Source organism: Iodobacter sp. BJB302 (assembly GCF_002735645.1).
In the GTDB taxonomy this organism is placed as follows: Bacteria; Pseudomonadota; Gammaproteobacteria; order Burkholderiales; family Chitinibacteraceae; genus Iodobacter.
In genome coordinates this window covers 40025-51526 of sequence record NZ_PDZG01000032.1, presented here as the reverse complement: position 1 = coordinate 51526, position 11502 = coordinate 40025, and the positions used below count along the sequence as shown (strand labels likewise).

Here is an 11502-nt window from a genome sequence, read left to right as displayed (position 1 = left end):
TGAATATCGTCCACCTCAATCCAGAAAAATCACCGGAAGCGGAGACGGGTGCTGTAAGGAAAAAAGCAGAGCAAAGAACGGCATAAATATTAAACGATTAAGGCGACAACTGGTTTGACAATTACCGTTGGTAATTCGGTTGATTTCGATCCTGGACATTATTTAGCCCCTTTTAACGTGAGCAGGTATTCCGATGTGATCTCGGTTTCAAACGTCAGCCGTTCCATCGGTGGCGGTGGGGTGTACTTATAGCTGATGAGTAAATGCCCGGCAGCCAGCTCGGTCTGCGGATTACGTGCCGGATCAAACCAGGCTTTAAATCCGATTAATGCCCCATCACCGATGAGCTTGCGGCCGTAGGCATTGGTTGAATCGACCAGGCTGTCGATCAGCGCCTGATTAAGTGGCATATCCGTATATTGCAGGCTGAAGTAGCGCATGCTCTCGTTCAGCATGTCGCCAGTGCGGCGCACGTTTTCAAAATTACGCATGTGGGTAACGGTAGGAAATGCAGCGGAGCGATTGCCCCACAAACGCATGCCGGTGCCGTAGCTATTAAATACCGTGGTAATGCCCACCTCATTGAGCATATTCACTTCAGAGCTGGGGTCGTCAATCATGGCTGAAAGCTGGCGCTCTACGCCTGTGATGCCCAATAATTCATGGTTAGAGCTAGACCACCAAAAGCCTTGATCGAGATCGACTTTGGCCCGCAGGCCAGCAGCGCGAGCGGACAATGGCTCCAGTCGCTCGGCTTTTAGCACCGTGTCGTAAACCTTAACGTGTGGATAGCAAAGCCGAACGCGATCGCTTGAGGTATTAAAGTTGATCGTACCGGCAGGGCCACGGCCAGCCAGGGCCTGGGCAAATGTGGTGCCGATGGGCGCATCAATATAGGCGATGGCATCCAGCTGATCCGCCATTGCAATCAGCTCGGCTGACACCGAGTTTTGCGTGCAGAACGCTGGTGCGATCAGAATTTTGGCAAAGAAGCCAAACAGATTATAGGTATCTTTCAGTGCCTTCATACCAATGCGCTGGCCTGCTGCGTTGACGGCTCCAATGATGTCTGCAGACGTGACTTTAGTCGGGTCGGCATAGTCATACGTCACTTTGAGTGGTGGCGGTGATGCAGGAATTGCCCCGGTTTTAATGCGGGTAATCACGCCGCAGACCAGATCGATTGAGTAATCAGTGCCTGCCACATAGGTAGTGACATTGTCCCCGCTTTTAACCGTGGCATTCAATAAAGCAGGTTTGCTGGTTTTACCGCTGCCGGTACTGGCATCCAGCGCAACCGATTCGGCCGCAATATTGGTTTTATGCACTGCAGGGTCGAGCACATTAATGATCAGCACGGTGCCAGCGCCAAAATCATAAATGGCATCCAGCGCCTGCGGGATAGTAAAGCCAGGCAGTTGAGGCCCAAATGCCGCGCCGTCTGTTTCTGACAGGCTCAGCGTCGTGACATTTACAGGCCCAATGGGGGCGGTGCCGATCAACCCAATTACTGCGCTTTTGACCGTTTTTACAGGGCGCGGGCCGCGCTCCAGTTCTATCGTTTCTACACCGTGTAAATAGCTTGCAGGCATGATTACGCTCCTTCTGCCGTGGCGGTCTTGCTGGCCTTGGCCGGTTTTTCAATCACCGCAGTGAGGTGGCCCAGTGCTTCTAGGGTTTTGGTATATTCATGCTCTGCAGGCAGATCTACCTCTGCGCCGTCATGCAGCATGACTTCTGTTTCAGCCTCGCCATCACGCAGAGTGACACCAGAGCTTGGGCCGTTATATATAAACTTCATGGTGCCTCCTCATAATTGACAACAGTGAGCGGGTGCTCTGTTCCAACTTCTTCGTCTTCCACCAGCATGCCGCTGGTGGATATATCTAATGCGTATTGCCAAAGATCAGCGTTTTGGCCTAAAAATTTTTCACTGACGGCCCGTATTTTTTTGCAATCCGGGGGCTTAAATCCCACCACAGCACGGCGAGCTAAATCCAATACCTCAATCACGCCACCACGGCCATTGAGCTGGCGCACCACCACCGTGATGGAGATTTTGATGGTGCGGGGCTGGGCCACAAAACCCGTATCCGCTGTGTCATCAAACTGGCTGCCCAGATAACTGACCAGCAATGCGCCCAGTGAATGATTCAGCATGTAGCCTTTAGCGTTTTCAGGGAAATACTCCACGGCCAGCTGCGGCAATTTCAAATGCAGGCGCTGCACAACGGCATCCAGAATTTCTACTGTGCTGGCCATTAGTAGCGATCCAGCAAGTTGTTATTAAAACGGCGCACACGCGTGCGTGCTTTCATTTCCCCCGCTTCGGGCGCGGCTTCACCCGTCAGCGGAATGCCGATAGTGAGTTTGCCGTCCCGGATATGCTCCAGCATGAGCATGGATGCTTTGTAAGTACGCACTACGGCATCGGGCAAATCGCCGCCCTCAGGCCGCCGGGCATACAACTCATGGCGGGCCAGTTTGATGGTGAGGTCTTTAATCACAGTAGGCACGGGCAGCAGCGGCAGCGTGTAGCGGCCACGCAGATGCGAATCCACGACCTCTTCCGCTTGCCGCACCTTATCCTCAATCACTTCCATCACCAGCTGCGGCGGCGTGGATGTGCCGCCGTAGCTCAGATCTGGCTGAGCGTCATTACTCAGCGCAATCAGCGTTTGCAGTGGGATGGCCAGCTGCAGGTCAGCCAGGGTGCAGTAGCGCATGTTCAGATCACCAGGACACGGATGATGTCACCCGCCACACCGGCATCCAGGGCATAGCCATTAATAGCCTGCGGCAATACGCCGCCTGCAAGCGTCATGGCTGGTGCAGCACTGGTCGATGTCACTGCCGTACCTCCTGCGGGTGATGTGGCAGTGAACATGCTGGCGGTGACAGCCTTGCCGGTGGCATCGGACGTGACCGATACTCCCCGATTAATTGCCCCCGCGCATTCAACCAGGGCGATCCCGGAAAAAACCAGCGCCCCATATTGGCCCGCATCTGCTTCGCTATCCGTTACACCCAGTGCTTTTGAGTTAGCCGTACACAGACCACCACTGAAATCGACAAACCGGAAACGGGGTAAGTTGACCGCAGCAAGGATGGAAGTAATACCTAGAGGCTGTGCTGTTTTCATGCTTTAGCTCCTTTTTTGTTTGCCGCTGTCGGTTCTGCATCTGGGGCAGCATCGGCAGGCAAACTATCCGTTGCCGGAGGTGGGGTTTCGATAATGGCCGGAGGGGTGATGACGGCCTCAGGCTCTGGCGCTGCTGGTTCTGGCACCCAGCTCGGATCAGGCTCTAAAAAAGCACGCAAGCTGAACGCTTCTTTCATGCTCATTTCAATTTTATCGCCTGGTTCATAACGCTCCCCATTGTGCAAAATGGGTGAGTCTTTCACGAGAAAACGTTCGATCATTTCAGCACCCCTTAGGCGTTAGTATCTGAGATCAGATAGCCCGCTTCCGCGCCCACAATAAAGGGCCGGAAAATATTGGTGCAGCGGACAATCTCAACTTTGCCGTCTTCGGTGCGGGTATCCACGATCGGCTTGTTTTTGCGGATGGTGTAGCCAAAGGCAGGCTCGTAGGGGGTGCGACTCTGTCCAGCGCGTTTGCTTGGCACATAGGCCAGGATGATGTTGTCCAGCCAGAGATCCGAAAACACATCCTGATCGTTGGCGTAAACCGCTTTACCAACAGCGATGTTTTCGATCTCAAAGATGTCGCGCATCAGATCGGCAGTCACAATGCCTTTCATGGAATACTTGATGCGATCCAGCAACTGCGGGTGGTTTTTTAATACCGACTGGCTTGAGGCACCAATGATCATGGTGTTGGGGTAGCGGCCAATCTTGGCGCGGATGGCTTCCTTGCCCACCTCAACCACCCCAATTGGGTCGGAATTCACACGGTCAGTAAAGCGGCTGGTACCGGACAGCGCGATTTTATTGCTGGCCGCATAGTTGGCAGGGTTTTGCGCCATATCTGCGATCATCTTTTCACGGCGTAGATCAATCCCCTCCGTGGCCACAAAGGTGGCGTTAGATTGCAACGGGAAGGCGCTTTCTTGCTCTTCACGATAATCGATTGGGTACTCCAGATCGTGCTCATCCAGAACCACATCAATACCAGTCAAGCCTTCTGGATTAATGCGGTTGGATTTAGCGCGTAAGGCCCGCTCGGTGTTGTAGATTTTGAAAGCTTCTTTCCCAAACTTAGGGATCTTGCCGCCTTCCTTTTGCACTTCAACAGTAGGCATCAGCAGCTCGCCCACGTATTCCAGATTGCTATAGCCCAGCGCCAGTTGCGATAAAACCGGATCAACAACGCGCAGATTAGATAAACGTCCCATGACCTACTCCTTATTTAATAACTGCATTCGCCGCAGTGGCGTAATCCACTGAATGCTCACGCATATGTGAACGAATCTTTTGATCCAGCTGAACACGCTCTGGATCTGCGTTTTCACCGTAATCCACGGCACCCCCAGCGTCTGCCGTAGAAGCTTTGCCCTTGGTGGCGTGCTCGCCAAACTCCACCACCTTGGGCAGCTCGGAGAGAAACCCTTTCAGCGCCGCAGGCAAGGCTTGCTTTGCAGCGCCTTCGCCAAATTCCAGCACTTGCTCGCCGTCAGCAAAATCCAGCAGCGCAACCACGGTTTCTTTGTGTTTAGGGGCCAGCGTGCCGTCTGCGATCAGCCCCTCGGCAAAACTGGCATGCTCGTCGTGGCGCTGGTCTGCCAGTAGCTTTTTTCGTTCTGATTCAGCAAAGGCAACCAGCCCTTTGAGCTTGGTGTTTTCTGCTTCGAGAGCAGCGGCTTGTTCTGGGGTCACAGTAAGCTCCTTGGTAACGGGGTCAGGTTCGGAAAAAGCGGGGGAAAATTCAGGTTCGGGCTGGGCGGCTTGTTCCTGTATCCAGTCAACATCCCATGACGAGAGGGCTTTATTGGCCTCATCCAAGCCAAACTTGCCAATCATCCACTCACGCAGACCTCGGAAAATGCGTGAGACGGCACCGGCGGGCAATTCGCCAAATTCGATGACACCTTCTTCTGCTTCGGCAAACTCGGCCTGCTTTAGCCCTTTAACCGCTGGCGGCATCGCACCAAGAAAGCCCACATGGCGCAGGTAATAAACGCCAGGTACCGGGTTGGCCGGAGCATCGGGGGTGTAAAAAGAGCCGGAGATTTTTTTGTATCGGCCTGCGGCTAGCAGCTCAGCAAAGCTGACATCCATCTGCTGCGGCTCAGCCATCAGGCCGTCAGCATTAGTGCTAAGCGACTTTACCCAGCCATAGGCCGGTGCATCATGCTTGGGGTGGCCAATCACAATCGGCGCTTCATGCAGCGCCGGATCGTATGCAGCGGCACACGCTGCTAAATCTGCGTCAGTAAAATCCAGCGTCACCCCGCTCATTGCGGTTTGACGGCCGGGCTTAAAAATATGGAGGGGGGCTGGAGTATTCATGACGCTATTTTCAGCGCCATGGGGGAGAGGGTCTTTTAATCGACTTTACAATTAACGCTCGTGGAAACTTCCGCTGTGGCCACGGCATTAAGGGAGCAAATGGGTATCTTTGCTGATTGTTAAGACTGTAAGCACCATTTAAGATTGCCGTACTGAGCTATTCACAGAGGGCTTTATGAAAAAAGTGATTCGCTTAGGCGATCAAACCAGTCATGGTGGTGTTGTACTAAGTGGGGCTTCTACGACCAACATGTTTGGCAAGCCTCTTGCACTCACCGCCGCAATACTCATTTTTGCCGCTTCTTTAGCCAATGCTGAAGCGGTTTATGACGGATACGATTCCTACTATGCCTCTTTACCCGGAGCGATTTTTCACGCTGATGCGGGCTATGAGATGCAGCCATTAAGCACTGGCCAAGAGATTAAATATGCCTGGGAAGGTGTGGCTGACGGGCGCAAGCAGCGTGTTGTTCTGGATACAGGCCGTATTCAGATCAATGGCCGATGTTTAACGATGCAATCTGCGGTGATTTTTCCTAATGAGCACAGCAACAGGGATGATTTTGGCAGGGGTACTTCGGTCTACTTTTCCAAAGACTTTACTTGCTTAGAAAGCGTTTCCCCATCGGCCAGTGGCAGTGCAGTGAGGCACACCGCCGTTCACCTTATTGGAAACAAGCCCAAATCACGGGTCTTTATAAAACTGCCCAGCTTGTTTGCCTCCTGCAAAGGGGTTCGTTTGAATCAACAGGGTGGAATCACCTTTGATAAAGTGGAATACCGCTATGAAAAAAACGCGGACTTCCCTTCAGGCGTTACCTTTACTGAATATACAAGTGATGGCAAAAAATTCTACAAATCTGACAAGCAAGTCACTGCAAAATTTATTGATCCAGAGAATGTATATCAATTTGTGATTGAAAAAGCCGCTAAAGACTAGCCCCGCTGCTCAACTCCCTAAGTAAATCATTGAACGCACGCCCTCAAGTGTTGCGCTTCCAATTCATTAAGGTATTTTTATGTTGAAAACGACATGCTGTGTTTTGGCACTATTACTTTCTGCTGCGGCCTATTCCGCTCCTGCAAAAAAAGTTTGTAAACCTGCACATGGCGAGGTTTCATTTGAAGATGCGGATGGCAATACAGAATTATTTGCGAACCTGAAATTTTCAATTCGCCGGGTTTCAGATGGCAAAATATTATACAAAGGCGTAACAGATAACGATGCTAAAGCAAAATGGCAAGGCGGCTGCGAGGGCGATAAATACCTAGTCCGACAGGATGGCTTTCTGGATGCTGAATAAACGCAGCGCAACAGCTTAGGCTAGGGTCTGTTGACGTTTCATTCACAATTGCGCTGAGCCGGAAAACGGCCAAGCACAAGGCATACGACGAAGGCAATAACTGGTTATTGTCGAGGAGCATAACGCAGTGAATGGCCGTTTTCCGGCTCAGCCCTTCGGGTTGACTGCATTTTTGGGGCTGCACATCGTTAAAAATCGCTAATGGTACTCGTGCCATGTCGCAATTTTTGCCTTGTTCAGCCCCAAAACTGCAGCCAACGCAGCCGTGAATGAAACGTCAACAGACCCTAGTGGCTGCGCTGATTATTTTGATAAAACATCATTACAGACTGGGATGCTGCATGTTTTTCAAGAAAAAAACACCTCCTCACCCCTACGATCATACTGATTTTGGAAGAGTGTTCGGCTGGTGGCTTTGTTTGGATGGTGAGCGCATTGCTGATGTGAATTACCGGGCTTATGACGTAAGCAGCCAGTTTTGGCATGAATACAAAGTTTTCCCATTTAATGCAAAATTTAACGATATTGGATTTGACCCTGACAACTGGGCCATGGATGGGATCGCCTTAGAAAGCAGGTTTGCGGAAGGGTATTACATTAAGGACTTCATTATTCATTCTGTCAGAGATAATCTGATTATGATCAGGAACGCCCAGGTTCCTAAAGAGCAATTTATTTCTGCGATGGACCGCTCAAATCATAGCTAGTGCAGGCATGGGGTACGTGGCTGAAAAGCAGCGAAGGGTTAAGGTAGTTTAAACAGGGCGTAAAGCCTTTATAAAGCTTTAGAAGCCTTTGCTGTGCTTGCTCTGCTACGCTTGCATATCAAGCGGGAGCAAAGAGCGTAAACAGGCTCATTATCGGAGAGCTGCTTGCGTGAGGTGATCCAGGCAAGGTAGCTTGGGCTGATACAGTTTCAGGCCAAACTACCTCCACGGCTTAAAAATTATTGCCCCCTGCAAAACCACAGACTTTCCCTAGCGCAGCTTGCGGTAGCGGTAGGAGGCGTTTTTGATGCGTGCGTGAAAGTAAGCGCCTTTGGAGCTGGCTGCCATCAGTGCGGCGTGGATGGCTGGGGGCACGTTGTAATACTCGTAGCGCCCACCGTTTCGAAAAGCGATTTGCAAGGTTTGGCTTGCTGGATCGTAGCCAACGGCTTTCAGGTTTGAAGATGAAACGGAGATAAGATCCATGACTAGTCCTCTGCTTAGGGTTAAAACGGTAGTACGGTAGGTTGGGCTAGCGCCTTATCAGCCCAACATTCTGAGGCCAATTGAAATGTTGGGCTGATAAAGCTTTAGCCCAAGCTACAGCTCTTCGGGCGTGCGTTTGTAAGGCGTCTTATTCCTGCTGTAAATCCCCCGCCCGCAGGTGGTAGGCCCGCATAAAATAAGCGGGGGTGAATTTAGCGCCTGCTTGCATCAGCTTTTCATCTCTGGCCGATAGTGCATCATCTACTTCTTTCTGCTCCCACATGGTGAATGTGGGCCGCGCTACACCCTCGCCAAAATTCAGCTCGCAGATCCAGGCAATCAGCTGATTCAGCGTTTCCTCAATAATGGCCTTGTCGCCATCGCGCAGATCGCGGGTGACCTCCAGCCCTGCCGTGGCAGACGCTTTATTGCTGGTGGATTCGGTGGTCTGGTTCTGGCCCAAGAGGGCAATGGAAACCTCAGAGCGGCAAAAGTGTAATAAGCGCTCGTACACATCGGCACTACCCGCCTTGCCTGCGGCTTCTTTGATCTCCACGCTGGAGTCATCGGGGATCACGGCAACTGCATCCTGCACCATGCTCTCTAGGCTATCGAGTAGCCGGTCAGACTCTGATTCGGGTGTGCCGCGTGGGTGTTTGCCCACAATCCACGGCATGCCGAATTTCTCCGTAAACGTCACCCAAAATTTTAAGCCGCCTTTTTTAAAGGTGGTTGGCCAGAACACCATGCTCAGATCGGGGAAGCCGTAAGGGTTGTCATAGCTGGGGTCTTGCCGGGGCAGGAGGAATTTGCGATCTGGCAGCGCTTCGCCTGCAATGCGGTTTTCTTTGGTGCGTAAGCGCAGCTCGTTTTCCGGGCTGAACACAAACCACTCGGCGGGTTTGCCGATGATGTCGATCGGCACGATATAGCTGCCGACCTTACCCCACACGATCTCCATCGGCTGGTAGCCATACAGCACCGCATCCAGCATTTCATTAATGATGCGTTCCAGTTTTAGCTGACTAAACACCGACTCAATTAATTTGCTGGCGGCACTTTTGGCTGACTCGCGGTTAATACCCCATTCCAGCGCTTTAATGGCGGATTTACGGCGGCGGATAAATGCTCCTACGCTGGAATCCGAGCGCAGCTCGCGGTAGACCCTGATGTCTTGGCCTAGTTTTTTTAGCACCGTATCCGGGTTGGGCAGGTACATGCCCAGGCCGTAAAAATCAATGCTGCGGCTGCGCGTGGCCAGCTGCTCGGAGAGCGCTTTGTTCTGCTCGCCAAAAGCGACAAATTCTGTGGGGCTAAGCCATAAGCCATTCTTTTTCATCGCTTACTCTATCCTTGTTTATTGAAGCTTATTTCACCAGCGACTGTTGGGCTACGCGGCTTAATTCGCCAAGAATCAGGCGAATTAAGCCGCTAACCCAACCTACGCAATCCCGGATCATAAATAGCCCCGTGTGATTTTTTCACCGCCACGGCGGCGGCGCGATTTGACTTTGACCGGGCCTTTGTTGAGTTCGCGGCTGGCAAAGTGGGCCAGCGCCAGGGCGACGGCGGCATCGCCGTGGCGCTTGCCCTTGTCTTCCCCGGTGCTGCGTTTTTCTGCAATACGCGGCACGCCGCGTACCACTTCAATGGCGCGTAGATCGGCCAGAATGTCGGCATCTTTGGGTAGATCGGTAATGGTGCCGTCTTCTAATGCCGCTTTAACCGGCGGCATGTGTTCGCGGTACCAGCCTTCGGTGAGCATGACTTGTTGAATGCGGCTGATGCCGTATTTTTGCATGGCATATTCAGCCAGTGCCTGGCCATTGCCGCGTGCGTCAAATGCGCCACCCATAAAACCGGGCAATCTATCTAATAGATAAAAACAGATCTGCTCTTGCTGGCGGAACGGCACATTGCGCAGCTCTAAAACAAACGGCACATGGCATGTCAGGTTTTGCTGCTGGATCAGTGGCACATGCACGCTTAAATCCCCTGTGCGGCCAAAGTCTTCACCATTAAATGAGATGGCATCCGGCGGCAGCTTGGCCAGCAGTGGGGCCAGCTTTTCTTCCAGCCAATCCCCACACTCCGCTTTGCGGATGTGATCGGGCAATAGCTCAAAGCCTGCTTTGCATTCATAGCGCAGCACCGGCGTGTCTTTATTCATGCGGGATTCAATCAGCGCCCGTGATAGCCATGCGCCGCCGCTATTTTTGGGCACGCAATCCAGCTCTTCATCCGCATCATCGCCATAGAAGTCACGGATTTCTTTAGCCCATTGGGCCTCACCCTCTGCAGTCCAATCCTTGCCCAGGCGCAGGCAAATGCGCTGATACAGCCCTTCTGCCAGTGCATCATCAAATGTCACGCGATGCACGCTGTAGGGTTTTTTGCCGGAGCGGGCATCAGTGATCAGCTCGTTAAATGGGTTATCGACGCCATCGTGGGTGGAGATCACATGGACTTGACCGCCCCACATCAACAGCGCCATTGCGGCTTTAAGCAGCTCACCCAGCTGCTCATGGAAGGCGGCTTCATCAATGATCACGCGGCCTGCTTTACCCCGTAAGTTGGATGGGCGGGAAGACAGCGCGGTGATGCGATGGCCAGAGGCAAAGCGGATGACGAAAGCTAAGATCGCTTTTTCATCATCGCCATTCACAAACACTTCTTCGGTTTCTTCAATCTCGCCAGCGGCCAGGCTGTAGTGCTTGGCCCAGTCGGCGCAATCGCGGATAAACTCCTGCGCCATATCTTTGTTGTAACCGATATACCAGGTATCCATGCCGCTTTGGCTGGCGGAAAGCAAGGCTGAATCAGCCGCCTCGCCCCAAGATAAACCAATCCGGCGGGATTTCTCCATCACCTTGACCGGCGATGTATCGGCGCACCAGCGCTGCTGGTAAGGCAGCAGAACGGTAGGTGCGCGGGCGGCGCGGGTATCGGCTGTCATGCTGCAATGCCCAGAATTTGGCGGCGGATGGCATCGGCAGCGGCGTCCGAAAGCCCGCCATTTTTAACCACTTTTTCAACCGCTGCAGCCGCAGCGTCTACCCGTGATTGCAGCTCCAGCCGGAATTTTTTCTGATTGACCGAGGCACGGGCCAGTGTGGCGATGTTTTTAGCCGCGTCAGACAGCATGGCAATGCGGTCTGCCGGGTTGACATCTTCTGCAGTAGCCTCTTGCAGATTCATGATCGAATCAAACAGCTCGGTTTGCACTAGTGCCACCAGCGCTTCGGAGCGGGCATCTTTGTCATCTGCCGCGCCTTCGGTGAGCATACGGGCGGCTTCGGTGCTGGCTTTAATGGCCGCAAAACGCCGCTCAATCTTCTGGCCATAACGGTGGATGGCCGACTTGCTGATCACATAGCCTTGCTCCCGCAGCATTTCCTCCAGCGCCTGATAGCCGGAGAAATTGCTATCGGTGAGCGCACGCTCCAGCCAGCGGCGGGCATCCTCTGGCAGGCCGTCGATACTGCTGCGGCGGGCCATGTTAGATTGCCTCCCGCAGGGCCGTCCCAAGGGAG

At 52.8% G+C, this 11502-nt stretch carries 15 protein-coding genes; 3 read left to right on the top strand and 12 right to left on the bottom strand.

What is annotated here, in order from left to right; all coding sequences use genetic code 11:
- Positions 1–158 precede the first annotated feature (158 nt).
- The 8 genes from CSQ88_RS11855 to CSQ88_RS11820 are packed head-to-tail and all read right to left on the bottom strand — an operon-like array spanning position 159 to position 5472.
- Positions 159–1592, bottom strand: coding sequence for a phage tail sheath subtilisin-like domain-containing protein (locus tag CSQ88_RS11855; RefSeq protein ID WP_099398306.1), 1434 nt, complete (start codon positions 1590–1592; stop codon positions 159–161).
- Between the two features lie 2 nt (positions 1593–1594).
- A complete protein-coding gene (locus CSQ88_RS11850) occupies positions 1595–1801 on the bottom strand; it encodes a hypothetical protein (RefSeq protein WP_099398305.1) in 207 nt (68 codons plus the stop codon).
- Positions 1798–2262 (bottom strand): Gp37 family protein, encoded by a 465-nt coding sequence (locus CSQ88_RS11845; protein WP_099398304.1) that lies wholly within the window; start codon positions 2260–2262, stop codon positions 1798–1800. The genes CSQ88_RS11850 and CSQ88_RS11845 overlap by 4 nt, the downstream gene beginning before the upstream one ends.
- On the bottom strand, positions 2262–2726 hold the full coding sequence (locus CSQ88_RS11840; protein WP_099398303.1) for a gp436 family protein: 465 nt from the start codon (positions 2724–2726) through the stop codon (positions 2262–2264). Before CSQ88_RS11840 ends, CSQ88_RS11845 begins: the two co-directional genes overlap by 1 nt.
- Before the next feature lie 2 nt (positions 2727–2728).
- The gene (locus CSQ88_RS11835) at positions 2729–3142 is read right to left on the bottom strand and encodes a capsid cement protein (protein WP_099398302.1); all 414 of its coding nucleotides are present in this window, start codon (positions 3140–3142) and stop codon (positions 2729–2731) included.
- Positions 3139–3423, bottom strand: coding sequence for a hypothetical protein (locus tag CSQ88_RS11830; protein WP_099398301.1), 285 nt, complete (start codon positions 3421–3423; stop codon positions 3139–3141). The genes CSQ88_RS11835 and CSQ88_RS11830 overlap by 4 nt, the downstream gene beginning before the upstream one ends.
- Before the next feature lie 11 nt (positions 3424–3434).
- Positions 3435–4358 carry a hypothetical protein gene (locus CSQ88_RS11825; RefSeq protein WP_099398300.1) on the bottom strand — a complete coding sequence of 308 codons (924 nt, stop codon included), beginning with the start codon at positions 4356–4358 and terminating at the stop codon, positions 3435–3437.
- Positions 4359–4368: 10 nt separating this feature from the next.
- Positions 4369–5472: a peptidase gene (locus tag CSQ88_RS11820; RefSeq protein WP_099398299.1), complete on the bottom strand. Its 1104-nt coding sequence runs from the start codon at positions 5470–5472 to the stop codon at positions 4369–4371.
- A gap of 175 nt (positions 5473–5647) precedes the next feature.
- On the opposite strand from CSQ88_RS11820, the gene CSQ88_RS23395 reads away from it, so the two are divergent.
- The 3 genes from CSQ88_RS23395 to CSQ88_RS11805 all read left to right on the top strand — a co-directional run bounded on the left by CSQ88_RS23395 (position 5648) and on the right by CSQ88_RS11805 (position 7483).
- A complete protein-coding gene (locus tag CSQ88_RS23395; RefSeq protein ID WP_257212575.1) occupies positions 5648–6412 on the top strand; it encodes a PAAR domain-containing protein in 765 nt (254 codons plus the stop codon).
- Between the two features lie 79 nt (positions 6413–6491).
- Positions 6492–6776 carry a hypothetical protein gene (locus tag CSQ88_RS11810; RefSeq protein ID WP_099398298.1) on the top strand — a complete coding sequence of 95 codons (285 nt, stop codon included), beginning with the start codon at positions 6492–6494 and terminating at the stop codon, positions 6774–6776.
- A gap of 269 nt (positions 6777–7045) precedes the next feature.
- Positions 7046–7483 carry a hypothetical protein gene (locus CSQ88_RS11805; RefSeq protein WP_143449470.1) on the top strand — a complete coding sequence of 146 codons (438 nt, stop codon included), beginning with the start codon at positions 7046–7048 and terminating at the stop codon, positions 7481–7483.
- Positions 7484–7753: 270 nt separating this feature from the next.
- Here CSQ88_RS11805 and CSQ88_RS11800 read toward each other — a convergent pair whose 3' ends face one another.
- The 4 genes from CSQ88_RS11800 to CSQ88_RS11785 form a co-directional block, all read right to left on the bottom strand.
- Positions 7754–7969: a KTSC domain-containing protein gene (locus CSQ88_RS11800; RefSeq protein ID WP_099398296.1), complete on the bottom strand. Its 216-nt coding sequence runs from the start codon at positions 7967–7969 to the stop codon at positions 7754–7756.
- 148 nt (positions 7970–8117) lie between these two features.
- The gene (locus CSQ88_RS11795; protein ID WP_099398295.1) at positions 8118–9308 is read right to left on the bottom strand and encodes a DUF935 domain-containing protein; all 1191 of its coding nucleotides are present in this window, start codon (positions 9306–9308) and stop codon (positions 8118–8120) included.
- A 117-nt stretch (positions 9309–9425) separates the two neighbouring features.
- Positions 9426–10925, bottom strand: a complete 1500-nt coding sequence (locus tag CSQ88_RS11790; protein WP_099398294.1) for a terminase large subunit domain-containing protein — start codon at positions 10923–10925, stop codon at positions 9426–9428.
- A complete protein-coding gene (locus tag CSQ88_RS11785; RefSeq protein WP_099398293.1) occupies positions 10922–11467 on the bottom strand; it encodes a DUF3486 family protein in 546 nt (181 codons plus the stop codon). The genes CSQ88_RS11790 and CSQ88_RS11785 overlap by 4 nt, the downstream gene beginning before the upstream one ends.
- Between the last annotated feature and the right edge of the window lie 35 nt (positions 11468–11502).

Coding starts and splice junctions, on each gene's coding strand:
- CSQ88_RS11855 (WP_099398306.1), bottom strand. CDS start 1,592: ATGCCTGCAAGCTATTTACACGGTGTAGAAACGATAGAACTGGAGCGC.
- CSQ88_RS23395 (WP_257212575.1), top strand. CDS start 5,648: ATGAAAAAAGTGATTCGCTTAGGCGATCAAACCAGTCATGGTGGTGTT.
- CSQ88_RS11805 (WP_143449470.1), top strand. CDS start 7,046: ATGAAACGTCAACAGACCCTAGTGGCTGCGCTGATTATTTTGATAAAA.
- CSQ88_RS11795 (WP_099398295.1), bottom strand. CDS start 9,308: ATGAAAAAGAATGGCTTATGGCTTAGCCCCACAGAATTTGTCGCTTTT.
- CSQ88_RS11810 (WP_099398298.1), top strand. CDS start 6,492: ATGTTGAAAACGACATGCTGTGTTTTGGCACTATTACTTTCTGCTGCG.
- CSQ88_RS11820 (WP_099398299.1), bottom strand. CDS start 5,472: ATGAATACTCCAGCCCCCCTCCATATTTTTAAGCCCGGCCGTCAAACC.
- CSQ88_RS11850 (WP_099398305.1), bottom strand. CDS start 1,801: ATGAAGTTTATATATAACGGCCCAAGCTCTGGTGTCACTCTGCGTGAT.
- CSQ88_RS11845 (WP_099398304.1), bottom strand. CDS start 2,262: ATGGCCAGCACAGTAGAAATTCTGGATGCCGTTGTGCAGCGCCTGCAT.
- CSQ88_RS11785 (WP_099398293.1), bottom strand. CDS start 11,467: ATGGCCCGCCGCAGCAGTATCGACGGCCTGCCAGAGGATGCCCGCCGC.
- CSQ88_RS11835 (WP_099398302.1), bottom strand. CDS start 3,142: ATGAAAACAGCACAGCCTCTAGGTATTACTTCCATCCTTGCTGCGGTC.
- CSQ88_RS11800 (WP_099398296.1), bottom strand. CDS start 7,969: ATGGATCTTATCTCCGTTTCATCTTCAAACCTGAAAGCCGTTGGCTAC.
- CSQ88_RS11825 (WP_099398300.1), bottom strand. CDS start 4,358: ATGGGACGTTTATCTAATCTGCGCGTTGTTGATCCGGTTTTATCGCAA.
- CSQ88_RS11790 (WP_099398294.1), bottom strand. CDS start 10,925: ATGACAGCCGATACCCGCGCCGCCCGCGCACCTACCGTTCTGCTGCCT.
- CSQ88_RS11830 (WP_099398301.1), bottom strand. CDS start 3,423: ATGATCGAACGTTTTCTCGTGAAAGACTCACCCATTTTGCACAATGGG.
- CSQ88_RS11840 (WP_099398303.1), bottom strand. CDS start 2,726: ATGCGCTACTGCACCCTGGCTGACCTGCAGCTGGCCATCCCACTGCAA.